We start from the raw sequence: 24,638 nt of genomic DNA, 5'->3' as shown, positions 1-24,638 counted from the left end.
TGCCAGTGGGGCTGGTGATACCGCTGGCCTCAATAATCCCCCCCCGGCTGCGGATGCTTGGCGAGCATGAGGTCTCTAAGTCCGCGGCTGCCGTCGCGGTTGCCGGTGGCGGCGACGGCGGTGAAGATGCGTTCGGCGTCGTCGTACATTTTGAGATTGAGATAGCAGTATCCGCGTAGCACCATGAGATCGACCCGCTCCTGTTGCAGTTGCGCGCGCTGGTCGAGATAGAGCAGCGTCTCGTGATAGCGTTTGCCCGAGAAGGCTGACAATGCCCGATCGGAGAGTATCGCCACCTGCAGTTCGGCGGCACGTTGGTGGCTCATCGAGGCCTTGGTCGCGGCAACGGCCGCATTGTTGGCGAGGCCGGCGCGGAGATAGGCGAGGCTCTGGCCATAGGCGGCCTCTTCCCGGGATTTGGGATCGGCATTGTTCAACGCGACGCCGAAGGCTTCCACCGCCTCCATCGGCCGATTGAGGTTCATCAGGCACCAGCCGCGCGACAAGGCATTGGCCGGTGTGAGCAGCTCTGCATTGGTTGTGGTCGCGCATCCGGACGGCTGTCGCGCTGCGCGCGCAGCCGTTCTCGTGCGGGGTGTCGGTTCGGCATAGTCGACGGACGGGGCTCGACGAGCAGGCGTGAGCGGCTGCGTGGCATTCGGCGCGTTGACGTTAGATTGCGCCATGGGGGCTTGAGTCGCCGCTTGAGGAGTGACCGGCGCTGTATATTGCGGGCTGCCCTGTTGTGTTGTCTGGGACGTTCCTTGCGGTGATGCCTGCTGTATTGTCTGCGCCGCCTGGTTGGGAGAGGGCAATGGTGCCGAGGCAGGTGCGCGCGGCGCCGGCTCACCGAGAACGGCGATGCGCTGCGAGCGGCCGGCCCAAAGCCGTTGGATCTCGGCGACACCCTGCCGGTCATTCAACTGATCGCGTGTGATTGCGAGGCCATAGGCGGAAGGTTCGTCATCCGGTTTCCAGCGCAGCGCCGTCTCGAACCAGCGGGCGGCCGCCTGCGGCTGATTGAGCGTGCGGGCATACCAGCCGAATTGCTGCGCCGTCGGCACATATTTCTCCTTCACGATCTCAGCGGCAACACGCTGCAGCACGTCCTCGCCAAGATTGGCGGGCGGTTGCAAGGCCATCAGATTGGCGGTCGCAGCGAGATACGTCGCCATCGCATCCTTGGATTCGTTGCGCCATTTGTACATGACGTCTTCGGCTTCCTGCGGCTTGTGATCGGCGATCAGAACCAGTGCCAGGCCCTGCGAGATCGTTGCGGAATCCTTTTTCTCATGTGCTGCTTTGAACCATTGTTCCGCATCGCCGTAGTTGCTGCGCCGCAGATAGTACCAGCCGAGGAGCGCATCATCCGATGCCAGGCCCTGGCTGCGGGCGATACGCTCGACCTGAGACAGATAATCCTGTGCAATGGTCAGCTTCGGGTCTTCATTGCCCTGGGCCACGAAACGGCGGGCAAGATCGATCCTTATGCTGTCGAACTCCCGCCCACCATTGCCGTCGGGTTTTTCAAGCGCCAGCAGCTCCTGCATCGGTTGATACGACAGCAGGCTCGCGGCCTTCTGAATGGTGGCAATTCTTTCCTGCGGGTTGGTGCAGGTCTTTAGAATATATTTGTAGGCATCCTGGCCGCGCGCGGCGCGATCCGTGCGGATGAAGGCTTCGGCAACGCGCCAGAGGATGTCGATGTCGCTGCAGGTCAGCAGGCTTGGCGTATTGGCGCCGACGGCGATCACGGTCGCGTATTGCTTGAGGTCGGAGGCGTTGACAAGGCGGGTGCGGGCTTCCGCTATCTCGAGGCGCTCAAGGAGATCAGTGGGCGGCTGCCAGCCGGTTTCGGCCGTCTGGCGATCGGCAATGGCCTTGCGCACCTCTGCATAGCGGCCCTCCGAATAGAGCTGCCACATGGCCTCGAGCTGCTTGTCGCCATTTTGCGGGACGGCCAGCGGATCGGCGGGCGGCGTCCAATTGGGATAGAGCGCCTGCAGGCGCGAGATCTCGGCCTGTAGCCTTGCCTTGTCGCCACGGCTGGCAAAATAGCGCAATGCGCTTTCATCCACCTTGGGCGGGTTACTGCCTGGTTGAGCCTCGCCCTGTTGCTGCGAGGATGGCTGCGGCTGTGATTGCGATGGCGGCGTGGTCTGTGCGACGACGTCCGGTTCGGCCGAGCCCGCCTGCTGCGTGCTCGAAGGCTCGGAGAGAACCGCAGAAGGCGCGTTTGCCTGTATGTGATCGGCAAGCGCCCGCAGGTCGACAGGCTGTTCGGGGGTGTCGCCCCGCGCCATCTCCCCAGCGAGCGCGATCTGCGGTTCCAGGCGACTGGATTTTGCCAGCCTGATCTTGTCCTCAGGCGAGTCATGATCCTTCGTCGCGAGCGTGAACCCCGCCATGGCGACGGCCATGAAAGCCATGATCAAGGTGGACTTTATAAACACTCCGGGTGTTTCTCCGCGATGAAAGCCAGGCTCAGCAGTTGCAAGGTGGCTGGATAGTAAAGCGATGGTGCGAACTGCCTGACCGAAGCTGGCAGTTTTGTTCCGTTCACCACACACGCCACAACATGGTTAACAATTTCATAACCGGGATCGGAAAGCAGGTCCTTCGGCTTGCCGGTTGTAAGGTCGATCGTCGCCGGCACATCTCCCTCGACACTCATGCCTTGCCGCAGACGCGTGAGCAGGGCTTTGTCGTCTATGCCAGCTCGCGCCAGGTAGAGCGGGATCCTGACGGCATTATAGCCGAATTCCGCCTCGAAGCCGTCGGCGGGCTCCGGCTTGGCCCTCAGGCTGATCCAATCGGCCGGGAGCTTGCGTGGGCCGAACTGTATCGTGTGCAGCAGGGCCAGACCATCGTCGCTCAGCTTCCGCCAGCGATCGGAAGGCGCCAGCAGGGCCATGACGGGAAACGCTTCGAAGATCCAGTAGGACGGATTGATGACGGGGCCATCCTTGCGCCCAGGCGGCAGATACCCATCCACACCCGGGATGAGCAGCGTCCGCCCTCCGGAATTGACGACTACATGCGAGAGAATTGCCTTGGCCATATTCGCCGCCGCCTGCAGGTAATCCTTCCTGTCCCAGGCCGATCCCGCAAGCGCCAGGGCATAGGCGATCAACAGGTCGCCATCGGAGGCGTCATTCGTGTCGGTGACGTGAGGTGTGACCGCCGGATCCCATTTCCAGACGGCGAGACCATCGTCGCGGAGCAGGAGTTCCGTGCGGGTAAAATACCAGATCTGCTCGAAATCAGCCTGGCTATTGGCAAGATAGGCAAGAAGGAGACCGTAGCCTTGCCCTTCGCTGTGGCTGACACCATTATTGCCATTGTCGATGATACGGCCGTTCTGATCGAGAAACTTCGCTTTATAGGCAGCCCAGGCTTGCGCATCGATCGCTGCGCGCTGAGCGGCGACCGGTTGGGCCACCATCAGGGCGGTTGCGGTGCAGATCGCAAGAAGGGAGCGCCAGCCTCTCATTCACGCCTGCCGATCTTGGAAAGGACGCTCGCCGTGCTGACGCCGAGCAGAAAAGAGGCGGCTACAAAAAGAAGTGCGTAGGACAGGATGTTGCTGGAAAGCCAGTTTGCAGCGATCAATCGATAGTTTGTCAGCGACCAGGGCTGGGTTGTGACAAAGGTGAAGCGGCTGATAGGGACCGTATCGATCTTTCCGGTCTTGCCGGAATAGACGGTGATGCGACCGCTGATCTCAGGCCAGGTGCTCTGCATGGTCATTGCCTCGACACCGGAGCGCAGGTCTTGGGCGCTCGGTGCGGTCACGGCGGTCCAGGTTGCATCATTGGTCGGATTTGCCTCCTGGGCGATCAGAAGGCTGTTGGCGTTCGATGGCGTGAACACCTGCTCCGAGCTGGGCATGAAGCGCAGCGAGCTCAGCGTGATATCGAAATTGCGATGCATCCATTGCTGGAAATGTTCCATCTGCCCCTGCAGCAGTCCGCCGCTGATACGGGAGCGCCAATCGGCGATCGTCACGGAAGCCTCCGGCGTGCCGGTCTGCCCCGGGGCTGGCGGGCGCCATGCCACCTGGGTCGATGAGGCGATGTTCATTTGCGTGAGGACCGTCGAGGGCAGTTGCGAGACGGAGCCGATGAACAGCGCATTGCTGGACCCGACGGTGTTTGAGGAGACCGTCGGGTCCACGCCGATGGGATGTCCGGCAACGAGCGCCATTCGACCGAGGAGTGTCGCGGCCGCAGATAGCGTGTCGGCATCCGCCCGGTCGATGAAGAGTGCGGTCGGTTCACTGCTGCGATTGTAGGGATAGCCGGTACCGGCAAACGCGGCAAGGTTGGGCCGCTGTGCGACCCTTGCAAAATCCGGCACGCGGAACTGGCTGGTATCGAACAATGCAAAACGCGGTGTCGTGCTCGATGTTGCCGCAGGCGTACAGGCTCGATCCTCGTCTGCGAGCAATATGGCTTCCAGTGTGATTGTGTTCAGGCCCGGCTTGAAATGGCGCATGGTGATGCGGACGGGCAACTGCCGGAAGATGCCGCCTCCGGTCGCCGTGATCGGCTTGGTCGTGGCGATGCTGCCGTTGACGTAGACGTCGATATGGCTGCCCGGCCGCACATCCCTGGCGTAGGCTGCGTCAAGCAGGATGGTGGCTTCCCCATAGGCGTTGGCATAGAAATCGGATGGAATTGCCACATTGAAGCTGGTGTGGAAGCGCCGCCCTGAGAATTCGGTGGTCTTGATGCCCAGCTGCTCGAAGGAAAGGCTGGCGCCGGAGTAGATCAGCGGCGCATCCGGAGCCGACCATCGTTGCGTCACCAGCACATCCCGGCGGGTATCGGGATCTCGGTCGGTCGGAGAAACCACCATATCGATCGCAGAGGAAATCGCCTGCCAGGATGGACCGCTGATAAGCAAAAGCTGCTGACCGCTGCGCGGATCGGTCGCAAACGTCGCCAGAGCTCCATTCTGCGCCGAGGCCGGAACGGCAAAGATCGGTTGCAATTCCGCCGGCGTGCCGACGATAACAGCCATTTTGCCGGAACCGGGCGGGGGCAGTGCGTCCGTATCGAACGAGAAGATCTCGTTCGGCATGCCGCTAAGGAGTGCAAGGCCCTGTGCGAGACGGAGGATCGGCTTGGTCGTTCCGGGTTGTGCGAGCGCCGGCACGACAAGATTGAACTGCGTCTTGCCGGCTCCGTCGACGCCGATCGCGCGGATTGCATCGGTCGTCGACAATTTTTCCGCCTCACTGCTGGCGAAGCTCAGATAGGTTCTCGCGGGATCGATGTCCGACCAGAGCTCGTAGGTCGAGGGGATATCGCAATCGACGCGGTGGCGTTGCGCCGCCTCGAAGATCAGCAGATTGGCGCCGGGTTGCAGGAGCCCGCGCGGGATGTCGAACGTGACATCCGATTCACTGTCGGAAGAGCCGATCTGCTGTTGGTGGACTACGCGATCGTTCAAGAGGACGGTAAGCTGCGATGCCTCCGGAGCAACGACGACGGCGTTCTGATAGGCAAAGCTCAATCTCGCCGGTGCGGCTGCCTGTTCCGGCGTCAGATAGATCGACCAGGACCTGCGATCGGCCTCCCCCTCCAATCGCAATTTGGCGAAGGGAACGACATAACGCCGAAATGGCGTGGGTGCGACAGCGGCTGCCGGTTTTGCCTTCGGCATTGTCTGTGGGCTTGTCTGCGCCGGGGCGGCGGGCGTTGTGGCCTGCGGCGCAGCGGTTTGCGGCATGGCGGCGGGCGGCGCCACGACCAGGGGCTGGGTAACCGGTGGAGCAATGGCCTTAGGTACAACGGCCGGAGGAATTGCGGCTGAAGGCGCCGTCGTCTTGGGCCGTTCGGCCTGTGGTACTGTCGTGCGGGGTGTAGTGATCTGCGGCACCGTCGGCGATGCGTCTTTGGGCCGCTCGCCCGACATGTCGAAGGGGGCGGTCTGCGCCTGCGCGGCCGCAGGGCCCCAGAGAACAAGGAGAATAGCAAGAGCAGGAAGGATAAGGGTGGACAGGATACGGTTCATCAGCTTCTCGCCTTCGCCTCCTGCCGCTGCTGGGTGCGATCCGAGCCGACGCCCCTGAAAAGGTAGATCAAACCGCGACTGGTCTGATAGAACGACAGGCTCAGGAACCAGATCGTTCCCCGGATGATGCCGGGATTGCGCCGTCGCGCTTGCTGGAACTTCGTCCATTGGTCGGAATTGGCGAAGACGAGATCGGCGATCAGGCGATGGTCGGCCGCGCCCTTCGGAACATACTGGCATCCAACGGCCGTGATATCGCCCGTTTGTTCGATATTGCGGATCACGACCGACAAGGTCACCATGTCGGCGCCACTATAGGGCTGGAAGCGAATGGTGGCTTCCGAACCGACCTTGATCGGTTCCATCCCCCTGTTGAAGACGTTCAGCCTGGCGCCATGGACGGAAACATCCTCGATGGATGCGGAGTTCCAGTTGCCGTCGGTCCCGAATTCGCTGCGCCGATCCACCCTGACGCGCCGCGAGGAGGCGCGCTCCCCGCGTTCCGAGACGACGCCAAGTGCGCAGCCGGACAGGATAAGGTTGATGAGGTTCCAACCACCGACGACGAGCGTGACATCCGCCTTATAAGGTTCCGCATAGACGCGGTATATGGTGACCGCCAGCGCGATGATCTGAACGGCGAAGATGACGAAAAACGGACGGCTGATCTCCGAGAGCCGGCTGACGGCGATCGATTCGTCCTTGGCAGTGACCTTGAAGGTCGGCTTGCGCGGATTGAGCATGACCGAAACGACGGCAGGCAATAGATGCACCGTCTGGACATATTCATAGAGCTCGGAAATCCATGGCCAGCGGAACGAGCCGTAGAGATAATTCTGCATCATCAGGTTCACGAGCATGTAGGCAAGCGTATAGGCGAGGAACTCGCTGCCCGACGCCGTAAAGATCTCGAGGTCGAAGAACAGATAGAAGAGCGGCGCGAACAGGAAAATGACGCGCGGGAACGGAAAGAGCCAAAAGAGCGTCGACGACATGTAGCAGAGGCGCTGCGGCAGCGTCAGGCCGCGCTTCAGGAGAGGAAAGCGGAAGCGCAGGATCTGCATCATGCCCTGCGCCCAGCGGCTGCGCTGGCCGATGAAGCTTGCAAAGGTCGCCGGCTGCAGGCCGGCAATAAGGGGCTTGTCGACATAAATGCTGTTCCAGCCGGCCCCGTGCAGGGCAAGCGCGGTTTCGCAATCCTCGGTGATGCTGATGCCGCTGAAGCCATTTTGCGATTCCAGCGCCCGGCGGCTGAGCACGGCGGCGGACCCGCAGAAAAAGGCCGCATTCCATTTGTCCAGGCCGCGCTGAATGATGCCGTAGAACATCTCGTTCTCGCTCGGCATGTTGTCGAAGGTGCGCAGGTTGCGCTCCAGCGGATCCGGATTGATGAAGAAATGTGGCGTCTGCACGAGGAAGAGCTTTGGATCGTCCTCGAAATATCCGACCGTTTCGCGTAGAAAATCGCGAGCGGGCGCGTGGTCGGCGTCGAAGACGGCAATCAATTCGCCGTTCGAATGCTCCAGCCCGTTGTTGAGATTGCCGGCCTTTGCATGTTCGTTGCGCTCGCGTGTCAGATATTCGACTTCCAGATCGTCGCACAGCTGCTTGAGCTCATTGTGGCGTGCGATCGCAGCCTGTGATTCCAGAACCTTCGTCGAGTTGCGCTTTTGCGCGGTACCACCGTCGTCCAACAGCCAAACCCTGAGCTTGTCGGGCGGATAGTCCATCGCCTTGGCCGAGGCGAGCGTATTGGCAAGCAGGTTGGTGTCTTCATTATAGGATGGTACGAAGACGTCCACCGTCGGGAAGTTCTGTGTCTTTGCCGCGCGTGCGGTACGCGGGGGCAGGGGTGTCGCGACGATGAAGAGGCTGAGCATCAGCATCGCGACGTTGTACATTTCGGCGAGATAAAGCAGCAGGCCCGGGATGAAGTTTTCCAGCTGGTTGACCGGCGGCAGCGTGTAGGAGGTGCGCCAATAGACATAGCGCAGCACGATGGCGGTGCCGAAGGCGAGGGCGACCAGGCGCCATGTTCCCTGACGCTTGAGAACCTTGATGATGGCCATGATGGTAACGACCACCGTGCCGGCAATCAGCTGGGTTTGAAGGTTGACCGGCAATGTGATCAGCACGATGCCGCATAGCGCTATCACGGCCCATATCAAGATGCTGCGTGCTGTGTGCATCGGTGTCCCTTCAAAGGTATTGCCAGACGCCATCCTGGCGTCCCTAAGCCGTTCCGCCTGCTAGCGGCACTCCTGGGATATGCCAGCTTCTCCGTTACAGTCGGGTAAAGGCACGACGATATTGCTTGCCGTATTGATTGACGGCGGCTGCCCGATCGAGGTTGGCCCGCTTGCACCATTCGTCTGTGGCGGCACACCTTGTCCGTCGGGCAAGGGTACCCGCGGTCCGATCATTGGCGGCAGGGTTGGCTGGACCGGCGGCTGCGGCTGCACCGCGGCCGGGCGGCGGATGACAACGGTGCGCGCTGGTGCGGGGCGGTTCTGGTAGCCGATGCCGATCGGCGCCGCACGATAGGTCGTCGCATCGGGATAGACCAGTTCGCCCGGCTTGCCCAGAACTGCATCGGCTCCGCGCGGCCCGCCGAAGGGGTTCAACGCGGCACCGGCAAAATGGCCGGCGATCGTATAGCCATAGACGGTGCTCAAGAGCTGGCGTTCGGTCGCATGGGCGTCGCAGAGCCGGATGCGCACCTGCACCATGCCGAAATTGCGTTGCTCCTGCGAGGGGGCAAAGCCGGCCTTCACCTGCTGCCAGGCATAGAGACAGGTATCGCCGGCCCTGCTTTGGCCGGAGGCATAGCCAAAGGGACCGTAGCTGTTCTGGACGAATATCGCCGAGCGAGAGAGCCGCACGCCGGGGATTGCAGCCGCCATTTCACGCGCGATCGCGCCCTCGCTGACCGTCTCGAAGGGCCTGCTCCCGAGCCCGGGATTCGAGCCGGTTATGCCGAGAAACTGAACCTTGAGAAAATTCTGGCCGGGAACTGAAGATGAGGTGTAGAGCGAGATTGTCTGCTCGACATCTTTCGCGCGCCTGCGCTCCACCACATTGACAATCGCCGGTCCGCCCGGAGGCGGAAAGGCCAGCGCCTTGTCGGCGGCAATGGTTTCCACGCCGATCGACTGGCGAACCTGGCCGGTTGTCGTGCATCCGGCACCGAGGCAAGCCAATATTATCAACGCTATCGCTTTTGAAAAATGCATCTCGGGATCGCGGCAATCGTGTGTGGTCGCATTCATCGCAAATTGCGCGACGCTCTTTAGAATCAAGCCCTTGTATTCAATATAGCAAAGAAAGGTGATTATGGTTAACCAGGGGTTAATTTTGCTTGATCGACTCTCCGAAATGACGGGAAATCCGCGCCGAATACGCCTGTCGCGCCGGCTACGCGAGCAGGCGACGTTGCTGAAGAATGCGGTGAAGCCGCAAGTGGCAAGCGGATGAATTTTCTAACTATTTCATCCTGCGAAATGCGATCTGTACAGCCCGGTTCAAAGCGACCGGAAGCACCGACATATGGTTCTCTCCGGCATATTCCTCAAAGCTTATAGCTCCTGTGGATGAGGTCAGCTTAGCCCATCTGTGCGCCATCTCGCGGGCGAGTTCCACCGTGCGCGTGTCCTTTGCGCGTTCCAACCGCTTTTGTTCTTCCGGCGTACCCTTGTGGAAGGGCGCAAGAGTCTCGCCTTCATACTGGCCGGCGGAGAGGTGCAGTTCGATATCGATAGCGTCGTGATACTTATCTAGGAATGCACTCTCGGTCGAAAGAATGGCAGCGTCTTCCCAGTAGATCGCGGGGCTTGCCGAAATCCAGCTGCTGAAAGCAGTTGGTTTCGTCATCAGCGCGTAGAGCACGAAAAGGCCACCGAATGAATGGCCGAAAAGTATCTGACGCGATCGGTCGATCGGAACCTGCTCTTCGACCCAGGGTTTCAGTTCGTTTTCGATCAGCGTCAGGAAATGCTTCCCTCCGCCTGTCCTCACGTCGGGTGTGTCTGGAAAAAATGGTGGATAAACCCGGCCCGGCGGTGGGCTTAGATCCCAGGAGCGGCGAAGCGGATCATACGGCTCGTCCGTGGGATAGCCGATGGCGACGATGACGCCTTCGCCGACATTGGTCCCATTCGGGTAGCTCGCCTGCACCTTCAGCGCATCGACGGAGGTGGCAAAGCAGGCGTTGCCATCCGTCAGATAGAGGACCGGCCATCCCTCCGGCGGCGCCGGCTTGCTGGGGCGATAAAGAAAAATCCTGTGCGGCTGATCGGCATTCTCAAACGTCAGATCGGCAAACGTGCAGCCGCCAAGCGTAACGGGTGCCTGGACACCGGCTGTTTCAGGTAATGACGGTTCGGACATGATTTCTCCGGCTGACCGAATATTTGGAACATCGAATTGCGCGGCGTCCCGACGAAAAGATGATTTTATCCCTCATATTATCGGAGACGCAATCTGACAAGCCACTCAAATGAAGTGGCAATGCAAATTATGGTTGTGCATTTTCTGCCGGCCGTGGACCAGGCAGGCCATTTTGCAACAAGGATTCGGAATTCAGAAAAAAAGATGACTTAATAACTCATGTATTCTTGACGCCGGCTGCACCCGCGAACTAGTTTGCGCCATCTTTTTTCAGGAACGGGCAGGCGAAAAGGGAATATGAAGCAGGGATCGTATAATTATATCAATAACTTGACGCGTCGGAGATTCCACCTTACGGGCAGTGCTACAGCACTTGCCACTGCGCTTGCGCTGGGCGGAAATGCCTTTGCGCAGGATTCCAATGCGGACAGCGGCAACGCGACCAAGCTAGCGCCGATCGTCGTCAGCGGTCAGTCGAGCGATGCAAGCGACAATACGACGATAGCGGCAAAGAAAAGCCAAGGCGCCACCAAGATCAGTACGCCTCTGGTTGAAACGCCACGCTCCGTTTCGGTCATAACCAAAAAGGAGATGGAAGAACGAGGCGCGCAGGATATCATCGAAGCGGTTCGCTATTCTGCCGGCGTCCAGACCGGCTCGTACGGCTTCGATCCGCGTTTTGACCAGATCTATATTCGCGGTAACGACGTCACCACTAATGGCGACTACCGCGACGGATTGCGGCAGCCCTACATGAATTACGGGATGTTCCGAACCGATTCCTATGCGCTCGATCGGGTTGAAGTGATCAAGGGGCCGGTATCGGTGCTCTATGGCGCCGGATCGCCTGGTGGTATCGTCAACAAGATCTCGAAGCTGCCGACGGAAGAAACGATCAGGGAGGTCGGGGTTCTCTGGGGAACGTCGGATCGCGCCCAGACGATGTTCGATTTCGGCGGGCCGGTCAGCAAGGATGACGACACCATGCTGTACCGGATCGTCGGCCTGGCGCGAAAGGGCGACACCAATTTCGATATCGCCGACGACCGCTATTTCATCCAACCTTCCTTCACCTGGAAGCCTGACGATGCGACGAAATTTACGGTCTATGGATCAGCGCAGTCCACCGAGACCGACGCCAATGTCGGCGCACTGACCGGTCCGGACGGTAATGTTCTCAATCTCCGCGACAGCGATCCGGACTATGACTATCAAAAGACTCAGCAGCAGCAGGTCGGCTATCAGTTCGAGCACGAATTCGATGGCGGCTTCACCTTCCGTCAGAACCTTCGCTTCTCGCATCTTGATCTGAAGTCGCGTTATCTCAGCACTTACAGCTGGATCGGCGACGTTGCGCAGCGCGGCGCGACCGCGATCGGCGACAAGATGAATGTCTTCCAGGTCGACAACCAGCTTGAATCCAAATTCGATACCGGCCCTGCTGCCCATACCATGCTGTTCGGTCTCGACTATACCCGCATGAACGATTCGTTCGCATATGGGATGGATGGAACGACCAGCCCCGCCTATGACTTCGATATCAACAACCCTACCTACGGAGTATCGGGTCCGACGCCGGCCTATAATCTCAGCCGGGTCGATGGCAGCCTGCAGCAGTTCGGCGCCTACGCCATGGATCAGATCGAAGTCGACAAGTGGCGCTTCACGCTCGGCGGGCGCCAGACATGGGTCAAGCAGTCGACCGACACCACTATCGTCTCCACTGATACGACCACTGGTGACCGCCTCGACAAGAATGCATTTTCGTACCAGGCCGGCGCCCTCTATCTCTTCGACAACGGCATTGCGCCCTTCACCAGCTATTCGACCTCCTTCAACCCGGTTACCCAGCGATCCGCATCGGGCAGCATCCTCGATCCGACCAAGGGCGAACAGTATGAACTGGGCGTGAAATACCAGCCGCCAGGCACCGACATTCTGCTCTCGGCCGTCGCCTATCATCTCGCCGAGAAGAACAAGCCCGTTCTGGTCGATCCGCTAACGGGCATCTATGCCTCGCTCGGCGAGGTGACCAACAAGGGCATCGAGCTGGAAGCCAAGACGACTATCAGCGACGGCTGGGATGTGATTGCCGCCTACTCATACAACCATTCCGAAATCACCCGTGGTGACGATGCCGGCAATGCGCCCGCAGTGACGCCCAAGAGCATCGCCAGCCTGTGGTCGAACTATACCTTCCAGGAAGATTCGGCAGCAAAGGGCCTCACCGTCGGCGCCGGTGTCCGCTACACCGGCGAGACCTATACCAGCACTGCCAACACCGCCAAGAACGACGCAAGCTTCTATCTGGACGCAGCACTCTCCTACGACTTCGGCGCAATCGACCAGAAATACAAAGGCCTGACCGCCTCCGTCGACCTCCGCAACATCGTCAATCGCCGCCTGACGGTTTGCAATGAGGGTTATTGCTATCTCGGCCAGGGGAGAAACGTCACGGCGTCGTTGAGGTACAGGTGGTAACGTTGCGTAATAGGCGCGCGTTTTTTCGCGGCGCCTGATGTACCTACCAATTCGGCGAGATTTGTCGCTTACTGCTAACTGCATTCTATAGAAGCGGCCAAGATTTTGAGCATCCACTGTCCTTTTTCGCCGTGCTCCACCGGCTCTGGACTGGGCAAGGATGAGGCGGAACAGATTGATAACTCAGCCAAGGTCGGCTTTCTGCGCCAACGTGGTTGGAGTTTTCCGGCGCCTCTCTAAGCGGGATTGCAGCCAGCTTTCAACTTGCAAATCGGTTGCGTTGGACAATGGCATAGCTTCTACAGAAGGTCATACCATCGTTGAGATCTTACAAAGCTTACATGTGAGTTGGATCGAATTTAAAGAATGAAGCGATCATTTTGATCGCTTCATCAGCATCACCAGCAGCAGCGGCGCCCCCACGAGTGCCGAGATGAGGCCGGCGGGCATTTGATAGGGAAATGCGATCATTCTGCCGAACCAGTCTGCAAGCACCGTGAGGCCGCCGCCGGCAAGGGCGGCGCCGGCGAGTTGGGGTGTGGCGCGGCGCAATCCGAGCTCGCGCGCCAGATGCGGGCCCATGAGGCCGATGAAGCTTAAGGGGCCGAGGACGAGGGTGGCGGCGGCGGTCATGGTTGCTGCCAGCGCAAAGAGGCTAGCGCGGGCGAGATTGACGCGGATACCGATCGCTTGTGCTGCCTGCGGCCCGAGCGGCAGCAGATCGAGCCAGCGATGGGCGAGGAAGGCAAGCGCAAGGCCCATTATCGCAGCCGCAGTTGCGGAAATTGCCTTTGGCGTGTCGACAAGATAAGTCGATCCGCTCATCCATTGCATGACGATCATCGCACGTGGATCGCCGCCTGCGGCGAGCACGCTGATGAAGGCATCGAGCATGGCTCCGAGCGCGATCCCCGTTAAAAGGACACGCTCGGGTGCGAAACCGGATCGGATGCCGAAAAGGAAAATGGCAACGAGAACGGTGAAAGCGCCGATACCGCCGAAGCCGAGTTGCGCGGCAATGCCAGGAGCTGGCAGGAGAAAGAGCGCGGCAGTGACGCCCAAGGTGGCGCCCGCGGAAATGCCCAGCACCTCGGGGCTTGCCATCTCGTTGCCGCTCAGCCGCTGCAGGATAGTGCCGACCACGCCCAGCATCGTGCCGGCCGCAAAAGCACCGGCGATGCGCGGCAGCCGATAGGGCAGCACGTCGGGCCAATGCATATAGGTGAGGAGAGTCCATGCACCGTCCGGTGCGCGCCCGAAGAAGACCGCACCGGCCAGCAGAAGGACGAGCGCCGGAACTGAAGCAACCAGCAGCGCTTTCGATGTTCGAATGGCATGGTTCGCATCCTGCGATGGATGCGCAATGTTGCGCTGCACTGTCTTCAGGCGCGGCAGCATCAGAAGCAGCAGCGGCGCGCCGAGCAGGGCTGTGATGGCGCCTGTCGGAAGGAAGGTCGAGGATGCCCCGGAAAGGAGCACCAGTGCTTCATCCGTCAACAGCAATAGGCCGGCTCCGATGAGGGGGGACCAAACGAGCTGGCTCTTCATCTGCCGGGCGCCGGCAAGCTGGGCGATCCGCGGCGCGATCAAACCGATGAAGCCGATGACGCCGACCGCGCTGGTGACGATAGCGGCAAGCGCGATCGCAATGCAGACGGCGGCGATGCGCGTGCGCTTCACCGACAGGCCAAGTCCGCTAGCGCCGCTATCGCCGAGCTCCATGAGTGACAGCGGTTGCGCCATCAACAGGGCAGCTCCGGAGAGGACAGCGATTTTCGGGAGGAGAGACAGCGGAATGGTCCAGCTTTGCTGTGCCAGCGATCCGGCGCCCCAGATGAAGAGGCCGGAGAGATAGCGATCGTTCATCAAGACGAGAATGGCGGCCAGTGCGCCGCTCCAGACGCCGACGATCAGTCCGGCAAGGACGAGTGCCAAGGGCGAGAAGCCGCGTCTCGCGCCGATGAGAAAAACAATAGCCGCGGCGGCAGTACTCCCGAACAGGGCGACAGCATCGCGGCTGAGGCCCTGCAGAGCGGGAAAGGCGAGCATGACGGTGACGAGCGCGAGATTGGCACCCGCGGAAATGCCGAGCGTCGAGGGGGAGGCCAGCGGATTGCGCAGCACCTGCTGCAACAGGCTTCCCGACAGCGAAAGCGCGGCGCCGGCCAGCAACGCCGTCGCGATTCTCGGCAGCGTCGAATAGAGCAGCAGCAGACGCTGCGGATCATTACCTGCTTCCTGCTCGGTCAGCCGTGCGAGATCAGGTGCCAGCTGATGCCAGGAAAGGAGTCCGGCGAGCGCCAGCAGTGTCAGCGCCACAGCCGGAGCGCCGAGGATATTGTTCGCTTCGATGCGGGTCATGCGAATGTTTCCAGATGATCGAGCAGGATACGCGCGAAACGCTCCGCTTCCTGCACCATGCCGAACATCAAGGTGCCTGGCAGCACCGAGACGCGCCCAGCACGCACAAAGGGGAGGCTGGTCCACAGCGGACTATCCTGCAGGTTGTCGAGCACGTTGGGCGGAAGCAGCGGCTCGAATGCGATCAGCCTCAGGCTTTGGTCGAGCGTTGCCAATTGCTCCAGGCCGATCGCTTCAAAGCCCCAATAGTCTCCCGGTCCGGTCCATGCATTCTTCAGGCCGATCCTGGTCATGACGTTCTGGTAGAGGCCGTCGCCGCAATAGATGCGGGCGTGGCGCTGGTCGACGAAATTGATCAGCGCCAGAGGCGGCGGGTTGAGCTTCTTCACCCGGTTTGCGCAATCGTCGAAGAATTGCTCGGACCGGGCGAGGAAATCTTCTGCTTGTGGCCGACGGCCGATGGCGTCGGCAAGCAATCGCGTCGCCGTGATGGAGCGCTGCAGTGCCTCGCCGCCCTCGGCATAGATCGTCAGTTCCATGACCGGCGCGATCGCTTCCAGCCGCGGCTTCAGGGGGGCGAGATAGGGCGTCGTCAGGATCAGTGCCGGCTTGATACTGGCGAGGACCTCGAGATTGATCTCGCTGGTGGTGCCGAGGTCGATGACGCCATCAGGCATTTTCGGCTCGACGACCCAAGTATTCCAATCGGCAAGCGAGGCGATAGCGGCCGGTGTGACGCCGAGCGCAAGCAGTGTCGAGGCCAGACCATAATCCAGAGAGACGATCGGGCCTGATATCGCTTCGGCCGCCATTCCCGCCCGCGGAACGGCACAAAGTGCAGCGGCGGCAAGAAACAACGCGCGACGGGATAATGCCAGAGTCTCGAAGCGACGTTCAGATGACATAGGCGAGCGGCGTTCCATGCACGGGGTGGGCCGTGACGCCCATATTGGTGCCATAGATCGTATGCAGTGTCTCGGCTTTCATGAGGCTTGGCGAAGGCCCCGCGGCAATCAGGCGTCCTTGCTTCAACGCATGAAGATGATCGCAGAAATGCGCCGCGACATTGATGTCGTGCAGGACGAGAATAACGCTCAATTCCTTCGTCCGGCAAAGCTCCCGCACAAGCCCGAGAATTTCCATCTGATGGGCGATGTCGAGCGCCGAGGTCGGCTCGTCCAGCAGCAGGCAGCGGCTATCCTGGGCGACCAGCATCGCGATCCAGACGCGCTGGCGCTCGCCGCCGGAGAGTGTATCCACCATCCGCCCCGCAAGCGTATCGACATGCGTCAGCTTCATTGCCGTCTCCACCTTTTCCCGGTCGCGATCGCTGAAACGGCCGAGCGCTCCGTGCCAGGGATAGCGCCCGCAGGCGACAAGCTCCTCGACCTTCATGCCGGCAGCCGATGTGGTGTCCTGCGGCAGATAGGCGACGGCGCGCGCGAAAGCACGCATGTCGTAGGAGCCGGCGGCTACGCCGTCGAATAGAATGCGGCCGCCCGTCGGCTGGATCTGCCGGGCCAGCAACTTGATCAGCGTGGATTTGCCCGAGCCGTTGTGACCGATCAGACCGGAAATCTCGCCGGCATTGAAGCTGATATCGAGCGGGTGAAGAATGGTTTTGCCATCGACCTCGAAACGCAGGCCTTCCGTCTTGAAAACCGTTGCATGACGCTGATCGTTTCGGGCGCTAGTTTCGTCTTTCATTATCGTTCCTGCTGAAGCCCGGCGGCTCGCTGACATGTCGACTGCCGCTGGGGCGGTTTAGTTAATTGATTGGAATCAATGGTTTGACGAAGAAAAGACATGGATCGCTCTCGCGCCAGAGCGTCGGGAATATTTCGGCGCGGATGAAGCCGTTCCTGTCATAAAAGGCGCGTGTCTTTTCATATTGCGGTTCGTCTCTGCCGCGCGGCGCAAGCGTCTTCACCGTCAAGAGCTTGCAATCGGAAGATCGCGCGAATGTCTCGGCTGCCGCCAGCAATCGCTTGCCGACGCCGCTGCGATGGTATTGGCGTCGCGTCGCAATCACCAGGATCTCCATGGCAGCCGGCGGATGCGCACGCAACGAAACGAAACCGGAGACGGTGTCTGTCTCGACGCAGCCGAACATCGGCAGGGTTTCCACAGCTCCTGCGCAGGCTTCGACGACATTGGGGTCGGTGAACCACTCCGTAAGCTCCGACATGATGTCACGACAGATGGCACCTTTGGATTCGGTTATCTCGATAGCTTCCTGCATCTACTTTTCCTTACCTGTCGGTTGAGCGTTGTTGGCAGAAGATGGCGGTGTATTCCCATCAGGCGCGCATTTCCCGAACCCGTGCGGATCGGTGGCGGCGGTGGTTGCTGGTGGCGGCACAATCATGATCGGCTTCAAGCGAGATGGCGGCAAGGCAACGCGAATGCGCCTCCCGCAGAAGGCCGCAGACGAGGGCGCAGGATACGCCTGCCTCCTTGGCGATGATGTTCTGGGGAATGTCGTCGAAATAGTGCTCCTCGTAGAACTTGCGGGTTCTGGCAGGCATGGCTTCGACCGTGCAGCGAAAGGCCTTGTAGGCTTGGGCCTCATGGAGATGTTCTTCAGGGCTTCCATAGGCCGAGGTATTGCCCCCGACCTCTTCCTCGACGAACAGGCCGCGTTCATATTGCTGCCGCCGCATATAATCGGTGGCCAGATTGCGCACCATGCGCATCACATAGGACGCAGGCGCCGCTATGTCTTCTCCCAGCGGCTTTGAGACCAGCTGCAGGAGAACCTCCTGCACGACATCCTCGGCCGTGGTCATGGAGCCCGTGATCCTGCGCGCGACGGAGAGAAGTTTCGGGTAGGCGTGAAGTGCTGTTTGGAGTTGCTCATTGGAAGTCGACTGCGAATGGTTGGCAATCATGTCGGGCTCTCGCTGAAATCCAAAGTTGCATTTCTGTGTGCCCCTCTTTTTGAGAGGGAACCTATAAAACATGACAATGATAGTCAAGATAGCGGAGTGGAAAAGTGCAGCATCTCCTAAATCATGGCGTATGCGCCTGATTCTATTTCAACTTTCCAATGCGATCTATAAGGAAATCCCGTTTATGTGATGCCGCCATTGCGGCTCTGTCACGAGCCTCGATGTCGCGATTGCCCATTGGAAATCCCCAATTTCTCCGTCGCCGACCCGGCCGGAATTGATGAAAATCGGCTCGCTTGATAGCTGGCTTTTGCTGCCAAAAGTTGCATAATCGGGTGAGAGCGTCACGCATCGCGGGTCGGCGAGGAAGCCCCGGCCAAGGCATTTCAGGGCAGCCTCCTTCTGAACCCAGCGGGCGAGAAGAGCATCGCGGCGATATTGCCCGTCCAACTGACGAACTTGATCGAACTCGTATTCGGAAAGGATCATCGGCATGATTTCGCCGGCCTCCTCTTCCGAAAATGCATCGACGCGTTCGATATCGATGCCGATCAGGCCGCCGCGACAGATCGCGAGAGCCACTCGGTCCCGCACATGCGAAATATTGAAGTCGATATCGGAAAAATCGGACAGGTAGGGCCTGCCCGACTGTGTAATCGCAATGGAGAGCGCCTGTGGCGCGCAGCCGAGCAGATCGCCGAGGATGCGGCGACAAAGGAACCGTCCGGCAACAAAAAGACGCCGCGCTTCGGCCGATCGGAATGCCGCCGCTCGGTGTCTTTCCTGTTCACTTAATATCCAGTCCGGGACATCAACTCGGTCGCGCAGATGCAGGCTGTGAAGCTCGACCTGCGCGACGCTTTCTCTCTCTCGGAGGGGAGGCACTTTATTCTGCCGCCTGTCCCATATGAGAGGCGATTTCCGACGAATGCCCCTTCGTTTCCCACTGAACGATAGGATCGAGCTGGCCGATATTGAAATGCTGACGGCCGAGAAGGGTATTGGCGATGACGGCGCTGCGCCACGCAGCCAGGCTGAGCTGCGGTTCCGCGATGCCGTGGCTATGGCGGCCGGCATTGAGAACGAAAATGCGGTTTTCACGCGGGCCGTCCCATGCCAGCGAGAAGTCGCTTTCCAGCACCGGCTCGCCGATGGAGCTCAGTTCGATGCGGTTTTCGAGCGAGTGCAGAAATTCCGGAAGCACGAAGCGATAGCCGGTCGCAAGGACGATCATATCGACAACAAGCGTTTCGATACTGTCGTCGAAGCCGTTGCGCATGGTCAGCCGTATTTCGGGGCCATCCTGCTCGGCCGCGACGACGTTTCGGAAGGGACGCAGAGAGATGCCATGATCCGCGCCGCCTGCGGTATCGAGCTTGCGCTCATAGAGGCGGCGATAGAGCTTTTTCAATGTGGAGGCGGAAACGCCGTCGCTCGCCAGCACCTGCCGGCGCGTATGAGTGAGGCGTAGCTCCTCGGGCAGCCCATGGAAGCGTTCCATATAGCCAGGCGTGAACAGTTCATTGGTAAAGGGCGTGGCATCGAGCGGCTCGAAATTCGGCCGGCGGCTGATCCAGTGAAACGTCGAAACGGCATTCAGATCCAGAAGGGCATCGAGGATCTCGGCCCCACTCTGGCCGCCGCCAATAACGGCGACACGCGGAGCCTTCACGTCGCCGAGGCGCTGCGTCGCTTCGCTGCTGTGGAAGGTCATGGATCTCGATAGCTGCTCGGCCCAGGCTGGACGAGCCGGGACCTTGCCGACGCCGACGGAAAGATTGCGGGCGCCGATGGCGTCATCGTCGGTCGTGATGGAAAAGAAGCCATCATTGGCATGGACTTCGCGCACGCTTGCGCCGAAGCGAAGCGAGGTCAGTCCGCGTGCCACCCATCCAAGATAATCGGCGAATTCCTTGCGCGGAACGGCTTCGTATTCTGCATTAAGAAACTGATAAAAGCGTTTATGAGCAACAAGATAGGAGAGAAAGCTCCAGGGGCTTGTCGGATTGGTCGCGGTCACCAGATCCTTGAGGATGGACGTCTGCATCTCGGCGCCCGGCAGCATCATCCCCGGATGCCAAGCGAAGGATGGGCGCCGCTCGAAGAAGCGGACCGCGAGTTCCGGGACGGAGTCGAGCTGGGCGGCGAGGCTGAGGTTGAACGGACCAATTCCGGCCCCGGCGAGGTCGAGCACGTGCGATGTCATGATGCAGCTCCAGAACGATATCGAGAGAGGGATTACTTGATGATGCCCGCAGGAAGGGGCGCGGGTGCAAAAGCGTGATCGAGCCGTCGCGCAAATCGCTGGTGAAAGGGCGTCTTGCCGATGATCGTCAGGTGGTTTGTGCCGGTGACGATCTCCGAGGCCGTGGCGTTTTGCGAATAGCGCCGCCAGTCGATGACATTGAGGGCGCGTGTAAGGGAATCCTCAGCCGCAAACGCGTGGATGCGGAAATCGGATTGCTGAAGGCGATAGTTTCGGAAGATCATCGCATTGTCGATGAGGATCCAGAACGTATGCTCCTCGGAACCGATATCGGGACCGTCCGTCGGCAGTTTGACATTATGCTTGACGACATGGTGGAGGAACTGTTCGTAAACCTCCTCGTTCATGGCGGCGAAAAGCCTCTTCCAGTCCTCGCGCATCGGTGTGGTGGCAAGCCAGCTCTGCACGGCAGCATGGGTGCGATCGCGAATACCGTCTTCGAAGCGCGGCATGATGCCGACGGTGAATTCCTCGTCCATGTCGCAGACATCGACCATGCCGATCATGCGCAGGTCGATGTCATTGCCGAGCTGACGCGCGGCCTCATAGGCGAGCAGTCCGCCCCACGACCAGCCGAGAAAGGCGCAGGGGCGACCTTTGGCTTTCCTGCGCACAGCCTCGGCGTAGCGCGCCGTGATATCTTCGACGCGGGTGCTCAGCGTCTTGGTCTCGGTCAGCGAGTAGCAGATGAACCCCGTTGCGGGTTGTTCCGGGCCGAGGTAGTCGACGAGGCGCATATATTCGCGCGTGCTGACGAGAAGCCCCGGGAAGCAATAAAGCACCGGCCGGTCACCATTTCGCCGAAGATAGACCACGTCGACGCCGGCCTCGTCGCGATTGCCATCGATCGCGAGCGCAAGATCGCGCACGGTGGGATGATTGAACATATCGGCGATCGTCAGCGGCCATTCGGGATGGCGCATCTTCAGGCGCGAGACGATGCGCACGGCTGCCAGCGATTGGCCGCCAATATCGAAGAAATTCTCCGTAACCCCGATGTCGCCGATGTCGAGGATTTCCTTCCAGGTGTCGAGGATCGCCTTTTCCTTGTCATTGGCAGGTAGCGCCATCTCGCGTTCGATGCGCGGTGTCGGCAGGGCGGCGCGGTCCAGCTTGCTGTTCGGTCCCATCGGCAGCTTGTCGATCAGCATGATCGTTTGCGGCACCATATAATCGGGCAGGGCCGTCATGGCGGTACGTCGCAGCTCCGTCACGCTCAAGCTTTCGCCTTCGCGCGGCACCACATAGGCGACAAGCGAGCTGCGACCGCCTTCATTGTGCAGCAGGATGACGGCCTCTGCGACACGCTGGTCAGAGCGCAGCACGGCTTCGATCTCGCCCGGCTCGATGCGGAAGCCCCGCAATTTGATCTGATGATCGACGCGGCCGGCGAATTCGACGATGCCGTCTTCCCGCCAGCGGCCGAGGTCGCCGGATTTGTACAGTCGTCCGCCCGGTGTGAAAGGATCCGGAATGAAGCGTTCCGCCGTCAGCTCCGGCTGACCGAGATAGCCGCGTGCCAGGCCGCTGCCGCCGATATAGATCTCACCGATCACGCCGACCGGAACGGGCGCAAGATCGGCATCGAGCACATAGATGCGACGATGGCCGACGCCGCGCCCGATCGGTGCGACAGTCCCCTCGAAGCGGGTTCCAGCAGGGATCTTCCAGATCATCGGCGTCATGATCGTTTCGGTCGGACCATAGCCGTTGATCAGCAGCTGTGCCTTCAGGTTCTCGGTGATCATGTCGAACACCGCCTGCGACAAGGCTTCACCGCCGAAGGAATAGAGCCGCAGTCGGGGTATCTCGCTGTTCTCGCCGGCATATTCGGCAAGGCCGCGTACATAGCTCGTGGGCAGGCTGGCATTGTTGACGCCATGGCGCTTCATCATCGCGAAGGCATCTTCGGGCGTGGCAAGCTTGTCTGGTGTCAGCACCACCCCGCCGCCCGCCATCAGCGGCACCATCCAGCGCTCATGACCGCCGTCGGAGGTAAAGGGAAGAACGGGATATTCGCAGGACTCCTCGCTCATCTCGTAGATGCGCAGGGTCGCCTTGCAATGATGCGCCAGCGGGCCATGCTCGACCACGACGCCCTTCGGCACACCTGTCGAGCCCGAGGTGTAGATCACGTAGGCAAGCTGCTGTGGCGCAATGACGGTAGCAGGCGCCTCGCTGCCTTCCGAGGAAAGGTCGACGGCGTCGAGATTGAGGAAGGGGGTCGCAATGTCGCTTGGAAGGTTTGCGATATGGCGAGCGCGCGAAATGACCAGCGAGAGCCCCGGCGCCGTCAGAATATGACGATTGCGCGCTTCCGGGTGATCGGGCTCGACCGGTGTGAATGCCCCGCCCGACTTCAGAACGGCCAGAATGGCGATGATGGCGTCGATGGACTTCTCGAGTGCGATGGCGACGCGCTTCTCTGGGCCTATACCCAGCGCCATCAGGCGGTGGGCCAGCCGATTGGAGGCTGCCTCGAGCTCACCATGCGTTACCGATTTTTCGCCCTGGGCCACGGCGAAGGCATTCGGTCGTCGTTTCGCCTGCGCGGAGATGACCTCATGGATCGGCGTGCCATCGTCCGGTTCCGGCGCGTCGGGATAGGGCGCCGAGAGCTTGTCCAGTTCTTCAGGCGAAACGAACGGAACATGCTTGATCTGCTCGTCCGGACTGGTGTTCAGCCGCACTAGCGCGATGGCGAGATCGTCGGCAAAGCGGAGGATTTGCTCTCGGTCATGCTTTTGCGGATCGAAACCGAAGCCGATGCGCAACGTTCCACTGTGTGCCGGGGAAACGGTGATGACCAGTTCGGCGTCGCGGCGCGCCCGGGGCTCCATGACGCTGTGGCTTGCCATGCCATCGGGCGTTGCTTTCATGAAGCGCAGGGCAGGTCGCACATCGAGAAGCGTCTTGACGAGGCCGGTCGTGTCGAACAGCTCATCCCGGCGCAGCAGGGCATCGGCAAGCGCTTCGAAGGGCAGGGCCTGTTGGGCGGCGGTCTCGATTTCCTCTGCAAATGCCTTACGGACCTCGTGAAGCGTCATGGCGCCGTTGAGGTCTGTCGTGAGGATCAGCACATCCTCACTGCGTGCTGCGACCGTCTGACTTTCCGGCCGAGTGACGAGGCCGATCCTTTGCGTGCCGTAGCCCGAATGCCGGCGAAGGGCGATCGCGAGCGCGGCGAGAAGATCTCGGGAGATTTCTGCGGTGGCCGGCGTCCGGATAAGCCGCCCCGTCACAGGCACTTCAAGCAGATGCTCGAACCACGCCTCGTCGACTATATTCTTCCCCGTCGACGTCTGTGGCGGCAGCGATGCGATATTCTCCTGCCCTGTCAGCCGCTGGAACCAGAAGTCGATCAGCTCCGGTGGCGGATTGCGCGGTGCGCCATTGCCGGTCATCCACGATGCTGCGTCGGCCAATGTGGTTTCGGCGATGCCGGCCGGCCGGCCGCTGTCGATATAGCAAAGGAAATCCGTTGCCAGCAAATCCAGCGTCACCGCATCGGCAAGGATGGCATGCAGCGAAAATACGGCACCAACCGCCTGGCCGTTCTGCACGGCGAGAATGAAGCGCGCCGGATTGCCTTTCGTCAGATCGATCGGGCGGGCCTGTTCGGTGGTCGCGACTGCGGTCAGCGCCGCGTTCAGATCGCCACCGGTAGTCAGTTCCGTCTCGATGATATCGACCGTGCGATCGTTCCTCAGGATCTGCTGAACGGTGCCGCCCGGCCGAGCCTCGAATTCCGATGTGATGAGGGGATGCTGGCGCGAAAGCATTGCAAGAGCCTGATGCGCCAAAACGAGAGAGATTGGAGGGAAGGTGACGGCGAGTATTTGCCGGCCATAGACGGCTTCGTTACCCGTCTCGGACAGAAGCCAGATGCGCGATTGCGTCGGTGACAGCGAGCATTTTGCGAGGTAATCGGAGTCATTCATTGCCTTGGCATTCCGATTATGAATGGTCATTTCTTCGCCGCTCTCCGTCAATATTTCTGAATACATATCCGGCCATTCTGAATACAATAGCGTATGCATAACAATGTCTTGAAATAGACATTGAGTTTAACTTGCCGCTTATGCTGACTTTCTTGTGTCTGTAAGTTCCGATGTTTCGGAAATTACCTTGTTGTAGCTGCATGACGAACGGCCGATGGCGAAATTCAGAGGAATCTCAAAAAATATTTTCGGAAAATATTTTGAATTCTGTCTGACGCCGTTCGTCACTGC

15 protein-coding genes are annotated in these 24,638 nt (G+C 60.2%); 1 reads left to right on the top strand and 14 read right to left on the bottom strand.

Going from position 1 to position 24,638, the window contains the following annotated elements; translation table 11 throughout:
- Positions 1–29: 29 nt before the first annotated feature.
- From PH552_RS20175 to PH552_RS20150, 6 genes are all read right to left on the bottom strand, one after another.
- Positions 30–2,453 (bottom strand): cellulose synthase, encoded by a 2,424-nt coding sequence (locus tag PH552_RS20175; RefSeq protein ID WP_183760817.1) that lies wholly within the window; start codon positions 2,451–2,453, stop codon positions 30–32.
- Positions 2,444–3,493, bottom strand: a complete 1,050-nt coding sequence (locus PH552_RS20170; RefSeq protein WP_113250289.1) for a family 8 glycosyl hydrolase — start codon at positions 3,491–3,493, stop codon at positions 2,444–2,446. The genes PH552_RS20175 and PH552_RS20170 overlap by 10 nt, the downstream gene beginning before the upstream one ends.
- Positions 3,490–6,021, bottom strand: a complete 2,532-nt coding sequence (locus tag PH552_RS20165; protein ID WP_183760820.1) for a cellulose biosynthesis cyclic di-GMP-binding regulatory protein BcsB — start codon at positions 6,019–6,021, stop codon at positions 3,490–3,492. Before PH552_RS20165 ends, PH552_RS20170 begins: the two co-directional genes overlap by 4 nt.
- On the bottom strand, positions 6,021–8,210 hold the full coding sequence (gene bcsA / locus PH552_RS20160; RefSeq protein ID WP_145644278.1) for a UDP-forming cellulose synthase catalytic subunit: 2,190 nt from the start codon (positions 8,208–8,210) through the stop codon (positions 6,021–6,023). The genes PH552_RS20165 and bcsA overlap by 1 nt, the downstream gene beginning before the upstream one ends.
- 60 nt (positions 8,211–8,270) lie before the next feature.
- A complete protein-coding gene (bcsN, locus tag PH552_RS20155; protein ID WP_112345226.1) occupies positions 8,271–9,254 on the bottom strand; it encodes a cellulose biosynthesis protein BcsN in 984 nt (327 codons plus the stop codon).
- A 250-nt stretch (positions 9,255–9,504) separates the two neighbouring features.
- Positions 9,505–10,407, bottom strand: a complete 903-nt coding sequence (locus PH552_RS20150) for an alpha/beta hydrolase (RefSeq protein ID WP_112345118.1) — start codon at positions 10,405–10,407, stop codon at positions 9,505–9,507.
- Between the two features lie 297 nt (positions 10,408–10,704).
- Between PH552_RS20150 and PH552_RS20145 the strand changes: the two genes are divergently transcribed.
- Positions 10,705–12,888 carry a TonB-dependent siderophore receptor gene (locus tag PH552_RS20145; RefSeq protein ID WP_183760823.1) on the top strand — a complete coding sequence of 728 codons (2,184 nt, stop codon included), beginning with the start codon at positions 10,705–10,707 and terminating at the stop codon, positions 12,886–12,888.
- 375 nt (positions 12,889–13,263) lie between these two features.
- Here PH552_RS20145 and fhuB read toward each other — a convergent pair whose 3' ends face one another.
- The 8 genes from fhuB to PH552_RS20105 form a co-directional block, all read right to left on the bottom strand.
- On the bottom strand, positions 13,264–15,249 hold the full coding sequence (gene fhuB, locus PH552_RS20140) for a Fe(3+)-hydroxamate ABC transporter permease FhuB (RefSeq protein ID WP_112345116.1): 1,986 nt from the start codon (positions 15,247–15,249) through the stop codon (positions 13,264–13,266).
- Positions 15,246–16,154, bottom strand: coding sequence for an iron-siderophore ABC transporter substrate-binding protein (locus tag PH552_RS20135; RefSeq protein WP_112345115.1), 909 nt, complete (start codon positions 16,152–16,154; stop codon positions 15,246–15,248). The genes fhuB and PH552_RS20135 overlap by 4 nt, the downstream gene beginning before the upstream one ends.
- Positions 16,144–16,956: an ATP-binding cassette domain-containing protein gene (locus tag PH552_RS20130; protein ID WP_112345114.1), complete on the bottom strand. Its 813-nt coding sequence runs from the start codon at positions 16,954–16,956 to the stop codon at positions 16,144–16,146. Before PH552_RS20130 ends, PH552_RS20135 begins: the two co-directional genes overlap by 11 nt.
- Positions 16,957–17,017: 61 nt before the next feature.
- Entirely contained in the window at positions 17,018–17,491 is a 474-nt protein-coding gene (locus PH552_RS20125) for a GNAT family N-acetyltransferase (protein ID WP_112345113.1), read from the bottom strand.
- A gap of 58 nt (positions 17,492–17,549) precedes the next feature.
- Positions 17,550–18,140 carry a sigma-70 family RNA polymerase sigma factor gene (locus PH552_RS20120; protein WP_112345112.1) on the bottom strand — a complete coding sequence of 197 codons (591 nt, stop codon included), beginning with the start codon at positions 18,138–18,140 and terminating at the stop codon, positions 17,550–17,552.
- A 165-nt stretch (positions 18,141–18,305) separates the two neighbouring features.
- A complete protein-coding gene (locus tag PH552_RS20115; protein WP_112345111.1) occupies positions 18,306–19,025 on the bottom strand; it encodes a 4'-phosphopantetheinyl transferase family protein in 720 nt (239 codons plus the stop codon).
- 1 nt (position 19,026) lies between these two features.
- Complete coding sequence (locus tag PH552_RS20110) at positions 19,027–20,346, bottom strand: lysine N(6)-hydroxylase/L-ornithine N(5)-oxygenase family protein (protein ID WP_113250286.1); 1,320 nt, start codon at positions 20,344–20,346, stop codon at positions 19,027–19,029.
- Positions 20,347–20,378: 32 nt separating this feature from the next.
- Positions 20,379–24,377, bottom strand: coding sequence for a non-ribosomal peptide synthetase (locus PH552_RS20105; RefSeq protein ID WP_112345110.1), 3,999 nt, complete (start codon positions 24,375–24,377; stop codon positions 20,379–20,381).
- Positions 24,378–24,638 lie beyond the last annotated feature (261 nt).

It is taken from the genome of Rhizobium aureum (assembly GCF_030182495.1).
Taxonomy (GTDB): domain Bacteria; phylum Pseudomonadota; class Alphaproteobacteria; order Rhizobiales; family Rhizobiaceae; genus Rhizobium; species Rhizobium tropici_C.
The sequence above is the reverse complement of the archived record's forward strand: the minus strand, read 5'-3'. Positions and strand labels throughout refer to the sequence as shown.

What these genes read in the sequence shown, in the direction of transcription:
- PH552_RS20170 (WP_113250289.1), bottom strand. Translation starts at nt 3,493, where the DNA reads ATGAGAGGCTGGCGCTCCCTTCTTGCGATCTGCACCGCAACCGCCCTG.
- PH552_RS20150 (WP_112345118.1), bottom strand. Translation starts at nt 10,407, where the DNA reads ATGTCCGAACCGTCATTACCTGAAACAGCCGGTGTCCAGGCACCCGTT.
- PH552_RS20105 (WP_112345110.1), bottom strand. Translation starts at nt 24,377, where the DNA reads ATGACCATTCATAATCGGAATGCCAAGGCAATGAATGACTCCGATTAC.
- PH552_RS20125 (WP_112345113.1), bottom strand. Translation starts at nt 17,491, where the DNA reads ATGCAGGAAGCTATCGAGATAACCGAATCCAAAGGTGCCATCTGTCGT.
- PH552_RS20135 (WP_112345115.1), bottom strand. Translation starts at nt 16,154, where the DNA reads ATGTCATCTGAACGTCGCTTCGAGACTCTGGCATTATCCCGTCGCGCG.
- fhuB (WP_112345116.1), bottom strand. Translation starts at nt 15,249, where the DNA reads ATGACCCGCATCGAAGCGAACAATATCCTCGGCGCTCCGGCTGTGGCG.
- PH552_RS20120 (WP_112345112.1), bottom strand. Translation starts at nt 18,140, where the DNA reads ATGATTGCCAACCATTCGCAGTCGACTTCCAATGAGCAACTCCAAACA.
- PH552_RS20145 (WP_183760823.1), top strand. Translation starts at nt 10,705, where the DNA reads ATGAAGCAGGGATCGTATAATTATATCAATAACTTGACGCGTCGGAGA.
- bcsA (WP_145644278.1), bottom strand. Translation starts at nt 8,210, where the DNA reads ATGCACACAGCACGCAGCATCTTGATATGGGCCGTGATAGCGCTATGC.
- PH552_RS20165 (WP_183760820.1), bottom strand. Translation starts at nt 6,021, where the DNA reads ATGAACCGTATCCTGTCCACCCTTATCCTTCCTGCTCTTGCTATTCTC.
- PH552_RS20130 (WP_112345114.1), bottom strand. Translation starts at nt 16,956, where the DNA reads ATGAAAGACGAAACTAGCGCCCGAAACGATCAGCGTCATGCAACGGTT.
- PH552_RS20110 (WP_113250286.1), bottom strand. Translation starts at nt 20,346, where the DNA reads ATGACATCGCACGTGCTCGACCTCGCCGGGGCCGGAATTGGTCCGTTC.
- bcsN (WP_112345226.1), bottom strand. Translation starts at nt 9,254, where the DNA reads ATGCATTTTTCAAAAGCGATAGCGTTGATAATATTGGCTTGCCTCGGT.